Here is a 17,007-nt window from a genome sequence, read left to right as displayed (position 1 = left end):
GATGAATAACGAAGCACTTACCGAAGTCGAAGTGAAGGATGCCCAGCCGGTGCCCGAGCAACTGGTCGAAACCCCGCCGGACCTCGAGCCCGCGCCGGTGGTCGAAGCCGAGGCGCCCGTGGTGGCTCCGGCCCCGGCGGTGCCGGCGATTGCCGTGCCGGGCCTGGACGACAGCAGCCTGTACATCCATCGCGAATTGTCCCAGCTGCAGTTCAACATCCGCGTGCTGGAGCAGGCGCTGGACGAGTCCTACCCGCTGCTGGAGCGACTGAAGTTCCTGCTGATCTTTTCCAGCAACCTGGATGAGTTCTTCGAAATTCGTGTGGCGGGCCTGAAGAAGCAGATCACCTTCGCTCGCGAGCAGGCCGGCGCCGACGGCCTGCAGCCGCATCAGGCGCTGGCGCGCATCAGCGAGCTGGTGCACAGCGAAGTGGACCGCCAGTACGCGATCCTCAACGACGTGCTGCTGCCGGAGCTGGAAAAGCACCAGATTCGCTTCATCCGCCGGCGTCACTGGACCACCAAGCTCAAGACCTGGGTGCGCCGCTACTTCCGCGACGAGATCGCGCCGATCATTACCCCGATCGGCCTGGACCCGACCCACCCGTTCCCGCTGCTGGTGAACAAGAGCCTGAACTTCATCGTCGAGCTCGAAGGCATCGATGCGTTCGGCCGTGATTCGGGCCTGGCGATCATTCCGGCGCCGCGACTGCTGCCGCGGGTGATCAAGGTGCCGGAAGACGTCGGTGGCCCCGGCGACAACTACGTGTTCCTGTCGTCGATGATCCATGCGCACGCCGACGACCTGTTCCAGGGCATGAAGGTCAAGGGCTGCTACCAGTTCCGTCTGACCCGCAACGCCGACCTGGCGCTGGACTCCGAGGACGTCGAAGACCTGGCCCGCGCCCTGCGTGGCGAGCTGTTCTCGCGTCGCTATGGCGATGCGGTGCGCCTGGAAGTGGCCGATACCTGTCCCAAGCACCTGTCCGACTACCTGCTCAAGCAGTTCAGCCTGAGCGAGCACGAGGTGTACCAGGTCAATGGCCCGGTCAACCTCACGCGCCTGTTCAGCATCACCAGCCTGGACAGCCACCCGGAGCTGCAGTACACGCCGTTCACTCCGGCGATTCCCAAGCTGTTGCAGAACAGCGAGAACATTTTCAGTGTCATCAGCAAGCAGGACATCCTGCTGATGCACCCCTTCGAGTCGTTCACCCCGGTGGTCGACCTGCTGCGTCAGGCGGCGAAAGACCCGCACGTGCTGGCCGTGCGCCAGACCCTGTACCGCAGCGGCGCCAACTCCGAGATCGTCGACGCGCTGGTGGACGCGGCGCGTAACGGCAAGGAGGTCACCGCGGTGATCGAACTGCGCGCGCGTTTCGACGAAGAGTCCAACCTGCAGATGGCCAGCCGCCTGCAAGCGGCGGGTGCGGTGGTGATCTATGGCGTGGTCGGGTTCAAGACCCACGCCAAGATGATGCTGATTCTGCGGCGCGAGGCCGGCGAGATCGTGCGTTATGCGCACCTGGGTACCGGCAACTACCACGCCGGCAACGCCCGCCTGTACACCGACTACAGCCTGCTGACCTCCGACGACGCCTTGTGCGAGGACGTCGGCAAGCTGTTCAGCCAGTTGATCGGCATGGGCAAGACCCTGCGCATGAAGAAGCTGCTGCACGCGCCGTTCACCCTCAAGAAGGGCATGCTCGACATGATCGCGCGCGAGACCCAGTTCGCCCTGGAAGGCAAGCCGGCGCACATCATCGCCAAGTTCAACTCGCTGACCGACCCCAAGATCATCAAGGCGTTGTACAAGGCCAGCCAGTCGGGCGTGCGCATCGACCTGGTGGTGCGTGGCATGTGCTGCCTGCGTCCGGGCATTCCGGGCGTTTCGCACAATATCCACGTGCGCTCGATCATTGGGCGTTTCCTGGAACACACCCGGGCGTTCTACTTCCTCAATGGCGGGGAAGAGCAGATGTTCCTTTCCAGTGCCGACTGGATGGAGCGCAACCTCGACAAGCGTGTCGAGACCTGCTTCCCGGTGGAGGGCAAGAAGCTGATCCTGCGGGTGAAGAAGGAGCTGGAGGGGTACCTGACCGACAACACTCACGCGTGGCTGCTGCAGTCGGACGGCCGCTATGTGCGCAGCACGCCGACCGGCAACCAGAACCCGCGCAGTGCCCAGGCCACTCTGCTCGAGCGCCTGAGCAACCCGGTGCTTATCGTACGCTGAGGGTAAAGCCGACCCGGGCCAGCCATTCGGCTTCCAGGCCGAAATCGGCCTGGGTCAGCTGGTTCTGTTCCAGCCAGCCGGCCGGGAACTCCACATCCAGGCTCTGGCCGGCGGCATGCAGCTTGACCGTCGGCATCTGCTGGGTGCCGCGGATGTGGTGGAACAGGATCGCGAAGCGCAGCAGCACGCACAGACGAATCAGCTTCACGCCGTCGTCGCCGAATTCGGCGAACTTGTCCTTGGGGATGTTGCGCCGGTGCCCGCGCACCAGCAGTGCCAGCATCTGCTGGTCTTCACGGGAGAAGCCGGCCAGGTCGGAGTGCTCGATCAGGTAGGCGCCGTGCTTGTGGTAATGATAGTGGGCGATGTCCAGCCCCACTTCGTGCACCTTGGCCGCCCAGCCCAGCAGTTCGCGCCAGATCCCGTCTTCAAGATCCCACGCCTTGGCCACCTGGTCGAAGGCATGCAGCGCCTTGCGCTCGACCCGTGCCGCCTGGCCCTGGTCGACGTGGTAGCGCTCCATCAGCGAGGTCAGGGTGCGCTCGCGCACGTCTTCGTGGTGGTGGCGGCCCAGCAGGTCGTACAGCACGCCTTCGCGCAGGGCACCTTCGCAGTGGTCCATGCGTTGCAGTTCCAGCGCGTCGAAGATCGCCTCCAGGATCGCCAGGCCCGCCGGGAAGATGGTGCGCCGGTCGGGCTTGACCCCTTCGAAGTCGATCTTGTCGGTATCGCCCAGCTTGAACAGTTTGCGCTTGAGCCAGGCCAGACCTTCGGCGTTGACCTCGCCATTGCCCATGCCGCCGGCCTTCAGGGCCAGGCCGATGGCGCGGATGGTGCCCGAGGAGCCGATGGCTTCATCCCAGGTCAGGCGGTGCAGGGCGTTCTCGATGCTCATCAGCTCCAGGCGCGCGGCGGTGTAGGCCTGGGCATAGCGCGCCGGGGTGATCTTGCCGTCGCGAAAGTAACGCTGGGTGAAGCTCACGCAGCCCATCTGCAGGCTTTCGCGCAGCAGGGGCTCGAAGCGCTGGCCGATGATGAATTCGGTACTGCCGCCGCCGATGTCGGCCACCAGGCGCTTGCCGGGGGTGTCGGCGAGGGTATGGGAGACGCCCAGGTAGATCAGGCGTGCTTCTTCACGGCCGGAAATCACCTCCACCGGGTGTCCGAGAATGGCTTCGGCGCGGCGGATGAATTCGCCGCGGTTGCGCGCTTCGCGCAAGGCGTTGGTGCCGACGATGCGCACCGCGCCGTCAGGCATGCCGTTGATCAGCTGGGCGAAGCGCTTGAGGCAGTCGAGCCCGCGTTGCATGGACTCTTCGCTGAGCTGGCGCTCTTCGTCGATGCCGGCGGCCAGCTGAACCTTTTCCCCCAACCGCTCCAGGATGCGAATGTCGTTGTGGTGGGCCTTGGCCACGACCATGTGAAAACTGTTGGAGCCCAGGTCGATGGCGGCTATCAGGGACAGATTCTTGGCTGGGTTTTGCGGCATGGTGATGGGTTCTCGGTCGATAACCCGGCAATCGTGCCACGATCCGCCGCCGACGCCAACGCGCAGTGTGGCAAGGCTTGACCTGACGCAGTTGCGAGTCTTTTTTATGACTTTTGTGTGACAGTCGATATGCAACGTCTCGCACAACTATAGTTACAGTCAATCGCGCGTGGCTTCCTGTCTACGGCGATGGCGGCTATGATGGGCCACGTTTTTTTGCTTACGACCTTGGAGACTTCCATGAGCAGCGATCTTATCAAACACGTCACCGACGCCACCTTCGAAGCCGACGTGCTCAAGGCTGAAGGTCCGGTGCTGGTCGACTACTGGGCTGAATGGTGCGGCCCATGCAAAATGATCGCTCCGGTTCTGGACGACATCGCCGCTACCTACGAGGGCAAACTGACCGTCGCCAAGCTGAACATCGACGAAAACCAGGAAACCCCAGCCAAGCACGGCGTGCGTGGCATCCCGACGCTGATGCTGTTCAAGAACGGCAATGTCGAGGCGACCAAGGTCGGCGCATTGTCCAAGTCTCAGCTGCAGGCGTTCCTCGACGCCAATATCTGAGTCGAAAAAAGCCCCGCATTCGTCGGGGCTTTTCTCTGTCTGGTGACTAGACGCCAGAAAATGCAAGTGATACATTCGGCCTCGCACTGTTTCTTTCAGTGCCCCCTGCACGCCGTCGCCGACGCACCTCAATTCGAATTAGTACGCGATCCTGTCGCCTTCTCTGCGGCGCGGCTTCATTAAGCCAGAAGCTTAATTCCCCCTTCTTACATGATTACGTCATTCCCCTTATGAATCTGACTGAACTCAAGCAAAAGCCGATTACCGATCTGCTCGAATTGGCCGAACAGATGGGCATAGAAAATATGGCCCGTTCGCGCAAGCAGGACGTGATTTTCTCCCTGTTGAAAAAGCACGCGAAAAGCGGCGAGGAAATCTCCGGTGACGGCGTGCTGGAGATTCTCCAGGACGGTTTCGGCTTCCTGCGTTCGGCTGACGCTTCGTACCTGGCCGGCCCGGACGACATCTATGTCTCGCCCAGCCAGATTCGTCGCTTCAACCTGCGTACCGGTGACACCATCGTCGGCAAGATCCGCCCGCCCAAAGAAGGCGAGCGCTACTTCGCGCTGCTCAAGGTCGACACCATCAACTACGACCGTCCGGAAAACGCGAAGAACAAGATCCTCTTCGAAAACCTGACGCCGTTGTTCCCGAACAAGCGCCTGAAGATGGAAGCCGGCAACGGTTCCACCGAAGACCTCACCGGTCGCGTCATCGACCTGTGCGCGCCGATCGGCAAGGGCCAGCGCGGCCTGATCGTCGCCCCGCCGAAAGCGGGCAAGACCATCATGCTGCAGAACATCGCGGCCAACATCACCCGCAACAACCCCGAGTGCCACCTGATCGTGCTGCTGATCGACGAGCGCCCGGAAGAAGTGACCGAGATGCAGCGCACCGTGCGCGGCGAAGTGGTCGCCTCCACCTTCGACGAGCCGCCAACCCGTCACGTGCAAGTGGCCGAGATGGTCATCGAGAAGGCCAAGCGCCTGGTCGAGCACAAGAAGGACGTGGTCATCCTGCTCGACTCGATCACCCGTCTGGCCCGTGCCTACAACACCGTGATCCCGAGCTCCGGCAAGGTGCTGACCGGTGGTGTCGACGCCCACGCCCTGGAGAAGCCGAAGCGTTTCTTCGGTGCTGCACGTAACATCGAGGAAGGCGGTTCGCTGACCATCATCGCCACCGCGCTGGTCGAGACCGGCTCGAAGATGGACGAAGTGATCTACGAAGAGTTCAAGGGTACCGGCAACATGGAACTGCCCCTGGACCGTCGCATTGCCGAGAAGCGCGTGTTCCCGGCCATCAACATCAACCGTTCGGGTACCCGTCGCGAAGAGCTGCTGACCGCCGACGACGAGCTGCAGCGCATGTGGATCCTGCGCAAGCTGCTGCACCCGATGGACGAGATCGCCGCCATCGAGTTCCTGGTCGACAAGCTCAAGCAGACCAAGACCAACGACGAGTTCTTCCTGTCGATGAAGCGCAAGTAACACGGGCGGTACGCAAGAGCCGGGGAAACCCGGCTTTTTGCTATCTGTACATTGTCTATTCTGGCGGGCGGGGTTCGGCGCTACACTTTGCACCCCGACCGCTACGGCGAACACGAGGCTCCCGCATGCAGTATCGCGATTTGCGCGACTTTATCCGCGGCCTGGAACAGCGCGGCGAACTCAAGCGCATTCAGGTCCCCATCTCCCCGATCCTGGAAATGACCGAGGTCTGCGACCGCACCCTGCGTGCCAAGGGCCCGGCGTTGCTGTTCGAGAACCCTACCGGTTTCGACATCCCGGTGCTGGGCAACCTGTTCGGCACCCCGGAGCGCGTGGCCATGGGCATGGGCGCCGAGTCGGTCAGCGAACTGCGCGAGATCGGCAAGCTGCTGGCCTTCCTCAAGGAGCCCGAGCCGCCCAAGGGGCTGAAGGACGCCTGGTCGAAGCTGCCGATCTTCAAGAAGGTCATCTCGATGGCGCCCAAGGTGGTCAAGGATGCGCCCTGCCACGACGTGGTGATCGAGGGGGACGACGTCGATCTTGGCGCGCTGCCGATCCAGCACTGCTGGCCGGGCGACGTGGCGCCGCTGATCACCTGGGGCCTGACCGTGACCCGTGGTCCGAACAAGGACCGCCAGAACCTGGGCATCTATCGCCAGCAGGTCATCGCCCGCAACAAGGTCATCATGCGCTGGCTGAGCCACCGTGGCGGCGCGCTGGACTACCGCGAGTGGTGCGAGAAGCACCCTGGCCAGCCGTTCCCGGTGGCCGTGGCACTGGGCGCCGACCCGGCGACCATCCTCGGCGCGGTGACCCCGGTGCCCGACAGCCTGTCCGAGTACGCCTTCGCCGGCCTGCTGCGCGGCAACCGTACCGAGCTGGTCAAGTGCCGCGGCAATGACCTGCAGGTGCCCGCCACCGCCGAGATCATCCTCGAAGGCGTGATCCACCCCGGCGAGATGGCGCCCGAGGGCCCGTATGGCGATCACACCGGCTACTACAACGAAGTCGACAGCTTCCCGGTGTTCACCGTGGAGCGCATCACCCACCGCACCAAGCCGATCTATCACAGCACCTACACCGGGCGTCCGCCTGACGAGCCGGCGATTCTGGGCGTGGCGCTGAACGAAGTGTTCGTGCCGATCCTGCAGAAGCAGTTCCCCGAGATCACCGACTTCTACCTGCCGCCTGAAGGCTGCTCGTACCGCATGGCGGTGGTCACCATGAAAAAACAGTACCCAGGGCACGCCAAGCGCGTGATGCTGGGGGTGTGGTCGTTCCTGCGCCAGTTCATGTACACCAAGTTCGTGATCGTCACCGACGACGACATCAACGCGCGGGACTGGAACGACGTGATCTGGGCCATCACCACGCGCATGGACCCCAAGCGCGATACCGTGATGATCGACAACACACCGATCGACTACCTGGACTTCGCCTCGCCGGTTTCCGGCCTGGGCTCGAAGATGGGCCTGGATGCCACCCACAAGTGGCCGGGCGAAACCACCCGCGAGTGGGGGCGTGTCATCGTCAAGGACGAGGCCGTCACCCGACGCATCGATGAGCTGTGGACACAGTTGGGAATAGACTGATGCAGGTTACCTTGCAGCCCTCCGGGGCGGTGCTGGCACTGAACCCTGGTGAGCGCATACTGGATGGGGCCCGTCGTCTGGGCTATGACTGCCCGCAGAGCTGCCGCAATGGCAATTGCCATGTGTGCGCGGCACTGCTGGTGGAAGGCCGTGTGCGCCAGGATGGCGAGGTGAAGGACCATGGCGAGCTGTACACCTGCATCGCCGAGCCGCTGGAGGATTGCGTGTTGCTGTGGGATGGCGTGTTGGCCCTGGGCGAGCTGCCGGTGCGCAAGCTGGCCTGCCAGTTGAGCGAATGTGTCGAGGTGGGCGGCGACGTGTGGCGCGTGCGTCTGCGCGCGCCGGCCGGCAAGCCGCCGCGCTACCACGCCGGGCAGTACCTGATGATCGAGCGCGAAGCTGGCGACAAGGCCGCGTTCTCGCTGGCCTCGGCGCCACACAGCGGGCGTGACCTGGAGCTGCACGTGCTGGCCCGCGAGAGCAGTGCACTGGAACTGATCGCACAGTTGCAGCGCAACCGCATGGCGCGGGTGGAGCTGCCGTTTGGCGACACGCACCTGGCCGAACTGCCGGACGGGCCGCTGGTACTGATTGCTGCCGGTACCGGCATGGCGCAGATGCACAGCCTGATCGAACATTGCCGGGCCAGCGGCTTCAAGCACCCGGTGCACCTGTACTGGGGAGTGCGCCGCCCGGAAGACTTCTATCAGATCGAGCACTGGGACGAGTGGGCAACGCTGCCCAACCTGTTCCTGCACAAGGTAGTGAGCGACTTGTGCGGCTGGGAGGGGCGCTGCGGACTGCTGCACGAGGCCGTGTGCGAAGACATTGCCGACCTTGCGGGCGTGCACGTGTATGCCAGTGGCTCGCCCACCATGATCTACGCCACCCTCGATGCCCTGGTGGACGCTGGCATGGACGCACACCAGATGCGCGCCGATGTATTCGCTTATGCCCCGCGCGGCTAACTTAGGTAATAACGGCGCGTTGCAATAACGCGCCGATTCAAATAACCCGATTGTGCCTCGTTGGTTATAAGTGCTGGTCGCGTTAATTATTGCAAGCACCGCCAAAAACTATTACTACACTTGAAACAGCAGGCCTGAAAGCCCCGGTGCTGGGGGCTTTGTTTGCAACGGGGGCTTGTATTCGAGCGGCCATCTGCCGTACGGTCGATGTATTGTTATTGCAATGACTTTACAGTGGGCCACTTCAGTAGTTCACGAGGAATTCTGGCGGCGATCATGTCGGCAATTGAAACTGCACCCTCGAGTTTGGCGTACCCTCCGGTGCTCGACTTCGGTCAGCAACTGACCCACGAGCAACTTCGACAATCGGTTGATCACACCATGTCCCGCCATCAGGGCGGCCCGGTCTGGCTGTTTGCCTATGGCTCGCTGATCTGGCGACCGGAATGCAGCGCGGCCGAGCGCCGGCGCGCACGCGTGCATGGCTATCATCGCGGCCTGTACCTGTGGTCCCACGAGCACCGCGGCACTCCGGAGTGCCCGGGGCTGGTGTTCGGTCTGGACCGTGGTGGCTCGTGCAGCGGCTTTGCCTATCGGCTGCCCGAAGAGCGCCTGGAGGATTCATTGCTGGCGCTGTGGCAGCGCGAGATGCCGTACCCGGCGTACCGTCCGCACTGGCTCAACTGCCGCCTCGAGGACGGCAGCAAGGTGCAGGCACTGGGCTTCGTGCTGGAGCGGCACCTGCCGTGCTATGCCGGCAACCTGCCCGACACCTTGCTCAGCCATATCCTGGCCAGCGCCAAGGGCCGCTACGGCACCACCCGCGACTATGTCGAGCAGACCCTTTCGGCGCTGCGCACCCATGCCATGCCCGACCGCAACCTGGAGGCACGCTTCAAGCGTTGTCATTCGGCGGACAAGGCGTGAAGCCTGCGGTACCATCGCGCCCCTTATCAATGGACGTGTTGGGAATCAGGGATGAAACGCTGGCTTGGAATACTGTTGTGCTGGTGCTGCGCCGTGCAGGCCGAGCATGTGCCCACGTTCGCACAGCCCCCGGCCCCGGTTTACCCGAGGGCCATGAGGCTGGTGGGCCTGGAGGGCGCTGTGCGCATCGGCTACCAGGTCGATTCGCGCGATGGCTCGGTCAGCCATGTAACCGTCAAGCACAGTGATCATGCGTTGTTCAGTGCGTCTGCAGAAGCGGCCATCGCAAAGGTGCGGTTCGAACCCTGGACGGTGGCCGCGGGCGAGCCGGTGAAAACCGATGTGGTGCAGAGCCTGCTCTTTCGCATGGATGAGCAGTCCATGGCGATGACCCTGGATGCCCAGGCCGCGTTGCCGCAGCTGCAGTGCAAGCTGTTCAGTTACTACCTGGCCACCTACCGTCAGATCCGCTCGCATCAGCCGCTGTGGCAGATGGACAGCGTGGCCACGTCCATCGGCTTGCTGGCCAGGACGTCACCCGCATCGCCCACCCTGCTGCAGTTCAAGCAGGCGCAGCAGGCGTTCGAGGCAGCGCTGCCGTCTATCGAGCGGCGCTGCGCCGGGCAGCCCGACCTGATGTTCATCGACGCCTGGCCGCAGCAACTGCGTGACCTTGCGCTCAAGCAGCTGTGAGAAGGAATGCCATGACAACACCACTTCCGGTCTTTACCTATTACCCCGGCAAGGTTCATTACATCGTGGCCAGCAGCGAGGCTTGCGTGTGCTGCGGGCAGGCGCGTGGTTACCTGTATGACGGCACGCTGTACACCGCGCAGACACTCGAGGGCGATATCTGCCCGTGGTGCATTGCCGATGGTTCGGCGGCCAGGCGCTACGACGGCAGTTTCCATGATGTGTATGCGATGGGGGAGGCGGGCATAAAGCCTGAGGTGCTCGACGAGATCGCCTATCGCACGCCGGGCTATCCCACATGGCAGGACAGCCAGTGGATGCACCATTGCGGTGACGCCTGCGAGTTCCACGGGGACGCCAGCGCCGAGGACATCAGTGAGGCCACGCCGGCGACCCGGGAGCACTGGGCCGAGTACAACGGCATGACCGTGGAGGACTGGTCGTGGGCCGCGGTGGGGTATGCGCCGGGCGGGGATACCGGGTTCTACAAGTTCGTGTGCCGTGGGTGCAAGCAGGTGCTGCTGGCCTGGGACATGAGCTGACGTTCACGCCTCTGTCGCGGGTCAAGTCCGCTCCCACAGGGCAGTGCGGGAGCGGGTTTGGCTATCGCACAGACACCACCAGCTTGCCCACCGCCTTGCGCCCCGCCAACTGCTCGATTGCAGCCCCGGCATCGGCCAGTGGGTAGGTCTGCGACACCAGCGGTTTCAGCTTGCCCTCGGCATGCCACGCAAACAGCTGCTTGAAGTTCGCGGCGTTATCCGCCGGCTGGCGCTGCGCGAACGCACCCCAGAACACCCCCAGCACCGCCGCGCCCTTGAGCAGCGTCAGGTTCACCGCCAACTGCGGGATCTGCCCGCTGGCGAACCCCACCACCAGCATCCGTCCGTTCCACGCCAGCCCGCGCACCGCCTGCTCGAACAGCTCGCCGCCCACCGGGTCGAAAACCACGTCCACGCCCTGGCCACCGGTCAGGCGCTTGATCTCGTCCTTGAGGCCGCTTTCGCTGTAGTTGATCAGCTCGTCGGCACCGGCAGCCTTGGCCACGGCCAGCTTGTCGGCGCTGCTGGCCGCTGCGATCACCCGCGCGCCCAGGGCCTTGCCGATCTCCACCGCCGCCAGCCCGACACCGCCCGACGCGCCCAGCACCAGCAGGGTTTCCCCGGCTTGCAGATGCCCGCGCTGGGTGAGCGCGTACATCGAGGTGCCGTAGGTCATGCCGAATGCGGCAGCCGTGGCGAAGTCCATGTGCGCCGGGATCGGCATCACGTTGTAGCCCGGCACCGCGATCTGCTCGGCAAAGCTGCCCCAGCCGGTCAGCGCCATCACCCGGTCGCCCACCTGCAACGGCCCGGCCTTTTCGCCCACCTCCAGCACTACCCCTGCTGCTTCGCCACCCGGCGAGAACGGCAGTGGCGGCTGGAACTGGTACTTGCCCTGGATGATCAGGGTGTCGGGGAAGTTGACCCCCGCCGCATGCACCTGCACCAGCACTTCATTGCGTTTGGGCACGGGGCTGGCGACCTCTTCGAGGACCAGGTCGCTGGCCGGACCATGGGCTTTGCACAACACGGCTTTCATCAGGGCTATTCCTTTGCGGGTGGTGGCCGATAAGTGTAGGTGGGCAGGGTGTCGGGTCAACGAGCATGCCCCGGCCTGATAAGCCGGCATAAGCCCGGGCTTGGGTTTGGCGAAGGCGCTGGGTATGCTGGCGCCAACTGTTTGAGGAGCGAATTGGTGAAAGCGTGGATCTTGATGGTACTGGCCCTGATGCTGCCAGCGGCGGCCATGGCCGAAGAAGCCAAGGACGGAGAGGGCGCGCCGAAGGTGTCGTACATCTCCCTGACCCCGCCACTGGTGGGCAACTATGCCCTTGATGGCGGCCCCAAGCTGCGCGTGTACAAGGCCGATGTGGCGTTGCGCGTGGACAACGATGTGGATGCGGCCGCGGTCAAGCACCACGAACCGCTGATCCGCAACCAGCTGGTGGCCCTGTTCACCCAGCAGAGCCTGGACGGCATGAGCAACGTCGAGGCCAAGGAACACCTTCGCCAGGAAGCCCTCAAGCAGGTGCAGCAGGTGCTCAACGGCGAAGAAGGCCGGCCGGTGGTGGCCGACCTGCTGTTCAACAACCTGATCGTGCAGTAGTCACGAGGCCAGGCTGCGGCGAAAGCGTGCCAGGGCGATCGCAAAGAACGCCAGGCCGATCGCCGCCAGCGCAAGCAGGTCCGGCCACACCACCGATGCGTCGGCGTCGCGGAACAGGATCGCGGCACCCAGGCTGACGAAGTGGGTGGAGGGTGACAGCTGCATCACCCACTGCAGCCATTGCGGCATGCTGTCCAGCGGCGTGCTGCCGCCCGACAGCAACAGCATCGGGATGATCACCGGGATCGCCAGCAAGCCGAACTGCGGGGTCGAGCGCGCCAGTGTGGCGAGGAAGATCCCCAGCGCGGTGCTGGCGAACAGGTACAGCGCGGTCACGCCCAGGAACAACCCCATGGAGCCGGCCAGCGGCACTCCCAATGCCCCCTTGACCACCACCTCCAGCGACACCCAGGTGCACAGCACCACCACCAGCGCGTTGCTGCCGATCTTGGCCAGCATGATTTCCAGTGCCGTCAGTGGCAGTACCAGCAGGTGGTCGAGGGTGCCATGCTCGCGTTCGCGCAGCAGCGCAGTGCCGGTCAGCACAATGGCCAGGATGGTGATGTTGTTGACGATCTGGATCACCGCCAGAAACCAGCCGCCCTCCAGGTTGGGGTTGAACAGCGCCCGTGGGCTCAGCAGCGCCGGGCTCTGCACGGCCTGCTTGGCGTAGTCGAGCAGCTCGCGTTCGAAGATCCGCCCGATGTAGCCGGCGCCCATGAACGCCTGGCTCATGGCGGTGGCGTCGACGTTCACCTGCAGTTCCGGGGTGCGCCCGGCCAGCAGGTCGCTCTGGAAGTTCACCGGGATATTGATCACGAAGGTGTACTGGCCGCTGTCCATGGCCTGGTCGAGCTGGTCGTAGGGCAGCGTCACCGCCGGCTGGAACTCCGGCGGTTGCAGCGCCTCGCCCAGCTTGCGCGAGACCAGGCTGTGGTCTTCGTCGACGATGGCCACGCTGGCGTTGTGCACGCCGATCACCGAGCCGGCGGCGGGCATGTAGATGGCCACGCTGAAGGCATACAGCAGAAACAGCAGCAGCACGCTGTCGTGGCGCAGGCTGGTCAGCTCCTTGAGACCGAGGCGGTAGATATGGGCCAGGCGCTGCATCAGACCTCCTGCTTTTTCAGCATGATCAGGCTCAGCCCGGTGAAGCCGGCGAAGAACCCGAACAGGGCCAGGCACTGCGGCCAGAGTTCGCGCAGGTCCAGGGCCTTGGTGAAGGTGCCGACGGCAATGTCGAGGAAGTAGCCGGCCGGGAACAGCTGACCCATCAGTGCTGCCGCGCCATCGAGAGAAGAGCGTGGCACGATCAGCCCGGAGAACTGGATGGTCGGCAGGCTGGTGATGATCATGGTGCCCAGGATCGCCGCGATCTGGGTGCGGGTGAATGCCGAGATCAGCAGCCCCAGGCTGGTGGTGGCCAGCAGGTACAGCACCCCGCCGCAGGCCAGGGCCAGTGCGCTGCCCTTGAAGGGCACGCCGAACAGCCAGCGGTTCATCGCCACCAGCAACGCCAGGTTGACCAGGCTCACCAGCAGGTACGGTGCCTGCTTGCCGAGCAGGAACTCCAGGCGCGTGAGCGGCGTGGCGTAGAAGTTGGTGATCGAGCCCAGCTCTTTTTCACGCACGATGCCCAGCGCCGTGAGCATCGCGGGAATGAACGCCAGGATCAGCGCCATCACCCCGGGGCCGATGGCGTTCACGCTGATCACGTCCTGGTTGTAGCGAAAGCGGGTTTCAAGCTTTACCGCTGCCTGGCCTGGCTGTGCGCGGCTGCTCAGCGCGGCGAGCTGTTCGAGGTTGGCCTGGTGCACGGCCTCCACATAGTTGCGGCTGGTTTCGGCGCGAAACGGCATGCCGCCATCGAGCCAGGCCGCCACCACCGGCTGGCGCCCGGCATTCAGGTCGCGGCCAAAGCCGGGGGGAATCTCCAGCGCCAGCTTGATTTCCGAGCGTTGCAGGCGCTTGTGCAGTTGCGCGGCGTCGCGGATCGGCGCCTGCTCGGCGAAGTAGCGCGAGCCGCGAAACGCTTCCAGGTACAGACGGCTTTGCGGGCTCTGGTCCTGGTCGTAGACCGCGAATGCCAGGTTCTCCACGTCCAGCGAAATGCCATAGCCGAAGATCACCATCATGAACAGCGCACCGAGCAGGGCGAAGGCCAGGCGCACCTTGTCGCGCAGCAGCTCCTTGCCTTCGCGGGTGGCTACCGCGAACAGCCGCACGAAGCTGAAGCCGCTGCGGGGCGGCGGGCTGGCGGTCTCGGCGGTGGTGCTCACCGGTTGGGCCTCGGTCGGCGCCGGGCTGCTGTTCTGCGCCTGTTCCAGGCAGGTGACGAAGGCGTCTTCCAGGGTCTGGCCGCCGAACTGCTGTTGCAGCGCGGCCGGGGTATCGCAGGCCAGCACACGGCCGGCATGCATCAGCGAGATGCGATCGCAGCGCAGCGCCTCGTTCATGAAGTGGGTGGACAGGAAGATGGTCACGCCCTGCTCGCGGGACAGCTCGATCAGCAGGCGCCAGAAGTCGTCGCGTGCGGCCGGGTCGACGCCGGAGGTGGGTTCGTCGAGGATCAGCACTTCAGGCCGGTGCAGCACCGCCACGGCCAGCGACAGGCGCTGGCGCAGGCCCAGCGGCAGGGCGCCGGACTGCTGGTCGGCAATGTCGCCCAGGTCGAAGCGCTCGATCAGTTCGGCGATGCGCGGGGTGCTGTCGGCCTTGTTCAGGTCGAACAGGCGTGCGTGCAGCTCGAGGTTCTGACGCACGCTCAGTTCGCCATACAGCGAAAAGCTCTGGGACATGAAGCCGACGCGCTTGCGCGTGGCCAGGTCCTTGGCGTCGACCGGGCGGCCGAGCAGGGTGGCGCTGCCTTCGCTGGCCGGCATCAGGCCGGTGAGCACCTTCATGGTGGTGGTCTTGCCGCAGCCGTTGGAGCCCAGGAAACCGAAGATCTCGCCACGGCCGATGGCGAAGCTGACCTTGTTCACTGCGGTGAAGTCGCCGAAGCGCAGGGTCAGTTCATGGGCCTCGATGGCGATGTCGCCGTCGTCGGCCGGGCGTGGCGGGATCACCAGCGGCGCCTGGGTGCGGCTGCGGTCATCCTGCTGCTGGCTCTGGTAGCAGGTGAAGGCGTCGTCCAGCTTGCCGCTGGCGGTGGCGCCGGCCAGCTCGCGGCTCAGCCCCTGTGCGATCAGGCGACCACGGTCGAGCATCAGGCAGTGCTCGAACTGTTCGGCCTCTTCCATGTAGGCGGTGGCCACCAGCAGGGTCAGTTGCGGACGCTCGCTGCGCACCTGCTCCACCAGCTCCCAGAAGCGCCGGCGCGACAGCGGGTCGACGCCGGTGGTGGGCTCGTCGAGAATCAGCAGGTCGGGCTCGTGGATCAGTGCGCAGCACAGCCCGAGTTTCTGCTTCATGCCCCCGGAGAGCTTGCCTGCCGGGCGCTCGGCAAAGCGTTCCAGGTCGGTGGCCAGCAGCAGCGCGTGCATGCGCGTGTCGCACTCGGAACGGCTCAGGCCGAACAGCGTGGCGAAGAAGCGGATGTTCTCGCTGATCGACAGCTCAGGGTACAGGTTGCCGCCCAGGCCCTGGGGCATGAAGGCGATGCGCGGGTACAGGCTGTTGCGGTGGCGGCGCTGGCGGATCGAGCCGTCCAGCACCTGCAACTCGCCCTGTTGCAGCTTCTTGACCCCGGCAATCAGCCCCAGCAGGCTCGACTTGCCCGCACCGTCCGGGCCGATCAGGCCGCAGCGGGTGCCTGCCGGCAGTTCAAAGCAGATGTCCTGCAGGGCCTCGAGGGAGCCGTAGCGGTGGCTGATGCCACGCGCCTGCAGCGCCAGGGCCGTCATTGCAGGTTGGCCGGCCAGTCCACGGGGGCGCTACGCACATAGCCGGCGCCGGGCATGCCGGGCTTGGCCTGGGGCACCGCGCTGGGCTCGGTCAGGCGCAGCTTGACGCGAAACACCAGCTTCTGGCGCTCGTCACGGGTTTCCACCTGCTTGGGGGTGAACTGCGCCTTGGCTGCCACGAAGCTGATCTTGGCCGGCAGCGCGCGGTCGGGCAGGGCATCGAGCACGATGCGCGCCTGGTCGCCCACGGTCAGCTTGCCGGTGGTGGAGGCGGGCAGATAGAGGTTCATGTACTGGTCGCTGGGGTCGATCAGCAGCAGTACGCGCCCGCCGGCCCCGAGCACTTCGCCCGGTTCGGCCAGGCGCAGCTGGATCACGCCATCGATGGGCGCGCGCAGGCTGCTGTCGTCGATTTCGCTGGTGAGCTGGGCCACCTGGGCCTCGGCGGCACCGATGGCGGCCTTGATTGCCGCGAGTTGCGCTCGCGCTGCCACCACGGCTGAATTGCTGGTGTCGTAGCGGGCCTGCTGCTGGTCGAGCAATTGCTGGCTGGAGTACTTGCGCTGGAACAGTTCGCGCACGCGCTTGAGTTCCTGGCTGGCCAGCAGCTGTTCGCTCTGGCGCAGCTGCACGGTGGCCTGGGCGGCCGCGTAGTTCTCGCGGGCACGCAGCACTTCGGCTTCGGCCTGGTTGCGCTGGGCCTCCATGGTGCGGGTGTCGATGCGCGCCAGCAGTTGGCCCTTGTGCACTACGTCGCCCTCGTCGGCCAGCACTTCGGCCAGGCGCCCCGGCACTTTGGTGGCGATCTGCACCTCGGTGGCCTCAAGGCGACCGTTGCCCATGCTCAGGCCTTCGGGCAGACGGTCGTGCATGGACTTCCAGTAGCCCAGGCCGCCGGCTGCCACCAGCAGCGCAATCAGCGCGCCGGCAAAGAGTTTGGGGGTGTGTTGGCTCATCGACATGCACCTGCATCCTGCTGCGTTTGACGTCAGAGTCTGACGTTTTGCCTACCGTGGCGGGTTGATACGTATCAAACGAGTGGGCATCTT

General features: G+C 64.7%; 14 protein-coding genes. 9 read left to right on the top strand and 5 right to left on the bottom strand.

Features of this window, described 5'->3' with window-relative positions; all coding sequences use genetic code 11:
- Position 1: 1 nt before the first annotated feature.
- Positions 2 to 2,236, top strand: a complete 2,235-nt coding sequence (gene ppk1, locus FW760_RS06530) for a polyphosphate kinase 1 (protein WP_043863388.1) — start codon at positions 2 to 4, stop codon at positions 2,234 to 2,236.
- On the opposite strand, the gene ppx is transcribed toward ppk1, so the two are convergent.
- Positions 2,223 to 3,725 carry an exopolyphosphatase gene (ppx, locus tag FW760_RS06525; RefSeq protein WP_043863389.1) on the bottom strand — a complete coding sequence of 501 codons (1,503 nt, stop codon included), beginning with the start codon at positions 3,723 to 3,725 and terminating at the stop codon, positions 2,223 to 2,225. The two genes, ppk1 and ppx, sit on opposite strands and share 14 nt — an antisense overlap.
- A 240-nt stretch (positions 3,726 to 3,965) precedes the next feature.
- Between ppx and trxA the strand changes: the two genes are divergently transcribed.
- The 7 genes from trxA to FW760_RS06490 all read left to right on the top strand — a co-directional run bounded on the left by trxA (position 3,966) and on the right by FW760_RS06490 (position 10,507).
- Positions 3,966 to 4,295: a thioredoxin TrxA gene (gene trxA, locus FW760_RS06520; RefSeq protein ID WP_043863390.1), complete on the top strand. Its 330-nt coding sequence runs from the start codon at positions 3,966 to 3,968 to the stop codon at positions 4,293 to 4,295.
- Between the two features lie 230 nt (positions 4,296 to 4,525).
- Positions 4,526 to 5,785: a transcription termination factor Rho gene (gene rho / locus FW760_RS06515; RefSeq protein ID WP_043863391.1), complete on the top strand. Its 1,260-nt coding sequence runs from the start codon at positions 4,526 to 4,528 to the stop codon at positions 5,783 to 5,785.
- Positions 5,786 to 5,910: 125 nt separating this feature from the next.
- A complete protein-coding gene (ubiD, locus tag FW760_RS06510) occupies positions 5,911 to 7,377 on the top strand; it encodes a 4-hydroxy-3-polyprenylbenzoate decarboxylase (protein WP_043863392.1) in 1,467 nt (488 codons plus the stop codon).
- Positions 7,377 to 8,345 carry a CDP-6-deoxy-delta-3,4-glucoseen reductase gene (locus tag FW760_RS06505; protein ID WP_043863393.1) on the top strand — a complete coding sequence of 323 codons (969 nt, stop codon included), beginning with the start codon at positions 7,377 to 7,379 and terminating at the stop codon, positions 8,343 to 8,345. The genes ubiD and FW760_RS06505 overlap by 1 nt, the downstream gene beginning before the upstream one ends.
- Positions 8,346 to 8,621: 276 nt before the next feature.
- Positions 8,622 to 9,272 (top strand): gamma-glutamylcyclotransferase, encoded by a 651-nt coding sequence (locus tag FW760_RS06500; RefSeq protein ID WP_043863394.1) that lies wholly within the window; start codon positions 8,622 to 8,624, stop codon positions 9,270 to 9,272.
- A gap of 51 nt (positions 9,273 to 9,323) precedes the next feature.
- Complete coding sequence (locus tag FW760_RS06495) at positions 9,324 to 9,965, top strand: energy transducer TonB (protein ID WP_116052406.1); 642 nt, start codon at positions 9,324 to 9,326, stop codon at positions 9,963 to 9,965.
- An 11-nt stretch (positions 9,966 to 9,976) separates the two neighbouring features.
- Entirely contained in the window at positions 9,977 to 10,507 is a 531-nt protein-coding gene (locus FW760_RS06490; protein ID WP_054915498.1) for a CbrC family protein, read from the top strand.
- A gap of 61 nt (positions 10,508 to 10,568) precedes the next feature.
- Here FW760_RS06490 and FW760_RS06485 read toward each other — a convergent pair whose 3' ends face one another.
- Positions 10,569 to 11,546 carry an NADPH:quinone oxidoreductase family protein gene (locus FW760_RS06485; protein WP_043863397.1) on the bottom strand — a complete coding sequence of 326 codons (978 nt, stop codon included), beginning with the start codon at positions 11,544 to 11,546 and terminating at the stop codon, positions 10,569 to 10,571.
- Positions 11,547 to 11,702: 156 nt separating this feature from the next.
- On the opposite strand from FW760_RS06485, the gene FW760_RS06480 reads away from it, so the two are divergent.
- Complete coding sequence (locus tag FW760_RS06480; RefSeq protein ID WP_054915500.1) at positions 11,703 to 12,113, top strand: flagellar basal body-associated protein FliL; 411 nt, start codon at positions 11,703 to 11,705, stop codon at positions 12,111 to 12,113.
- On the opposite strand, the gene FW760_RS06475 is transcribed toward FW760_RS06480, so the two are convergent.
- From FW760_RS06475 to FW760_RS06465, 3 genes are read right to left on the bottom strand one after another with little or no spacing between them, the layout of a single operon-like run.
- Entirely contained in the window at positions 12,114 to 13,223 is a 1,110-nt protein-coding gene (locus tag FW760_RS06475; RefSeq protein ID WP_043863399.1) for an ABC transporter permease, read from the bottom strand.
- A complete protein-coding gene (rbbA, locus tag FW760_RS06470; protein ID WP_116052404.1) occupies positions 13,223 to 15,958 on the bottom strand; it encodes a ribosome-associated ATPase/putative transporter RbbA in 2,736 nt (911 codons plus the stop codon). The genes FW760_RS06475 and rbbA overlap by 1 nt, the downstream gene beginning before the upstream one ends.
- On the bottom strand, positions 15,955 to 16,920 hold the full coding sequence (locus FW760_RS06465; protein WP_043863401.1) for an HlyD family secretion protein: 966 nt from the start codon (positions 16,918 to 16,920) through the stop codon (positions 15,955 to 15,957). Before FW760_RS06465 ends, rbbA begins: the two co-directional genes overlap by 4 nt.
- Positions 16,921 to 17,007 lie beyond the last annotated feature (87 nt).

It is taken from the genome of Pseudomonas sp. 1176_21 (assembly GCF_052850635.1).
This window is presented reverse-complemented; position numbering and strand designations above follow the sequence as displayed.

Bases quoted from the DNA above. Each gene is read 5' to 3' on its own strand.
- trxA (WP_043863390.1), top strand. From the start codon at position 3,966: ATGAGCAGCGATCTTATCAAACACGTCACCGACGCCACCTTCGAAGCC.
- FW760_RS06495 (WP_116052406.1), top strand. From the start codon at position 9,324: ATGAAACGCTGGCTTGGAATACTGTTGTGCTGGTGCTGCGCCGTGCAG.
- ppk1 (WP_043863388.1), top strand. From the start codon at position 2: ATGAATAACGAAGCACTTACCGAAGTCGAAGTGAAGGATGCCCAGCCG.
- FW760_RS06485 (WP_043863397.1), bottom strand. From the start codon at position 11,546: ATGAAAGCCGTGTTGTGCAAAGCCCATGGTCCGGCCAGCGACCTGGTC.
- FW760_RS06505 (WP_043863393.1), top strand. From the start codon at position 7,377: ATGCAGGTTACCTTGCAGCCCTCCGGGGCGGTGCTGGCACTGAACCCT.
- FW760_RS06465 (WP_043863401.1), bottom strand. From the start codon at position 16,920: ATGTCGATGAGCCAACACACCCCCAAACTCTTTGCCGGCGCGCTGATT.
- rho (WP_043863391.1), top strand. From the start codon at position 4,526: ATGAATCTGACTGAACTCAAGCAAAAGCCGATTACCGATCTGCTCGAA.
- rbbA (WP_116052404.1), bottom strand. From the start codon at position 15,958: ATGACGGCCCTGGCGCTGCAGGCGCGTGGCATCAGCCACCGCTACGGC.
- FW760_RS06500 (WP_043863394.1), top strand. From the start codon at position 8,622: ATGTCGGCAATTGAAACTGCACCCTCGAGTTTGGCGTACCCTCCGGTG.
- FW760_RS06490 (WP_054915498.1), top strand. From the start codon at position 9,977: ATGACAACACCACTTCCGGTCTTTACCTATTACCCCGGCAAGGTTCAT.
- FW760_RS06475 (WP_043863399.1), bottom strand. From the start codon at position 13,223: ATGCAGCGCCTGGCCCATATCTACCGCCTCGGTCTCAAGGAGCTGACC.
- ubiD (WP_043863392.1), top strand. From the start codon at position 5,911: ATGCAGTATCGCGATTTGCGCGACTTTATCCGCGGCCTGGAACAGCGC.
- ppx (WP_043863389.1), bottom strand. From the start codon at position 3,725: ATGCCGCAAAACCCAGCCAAGAATCTGTCCCTGATAGCCGCCATCGAC.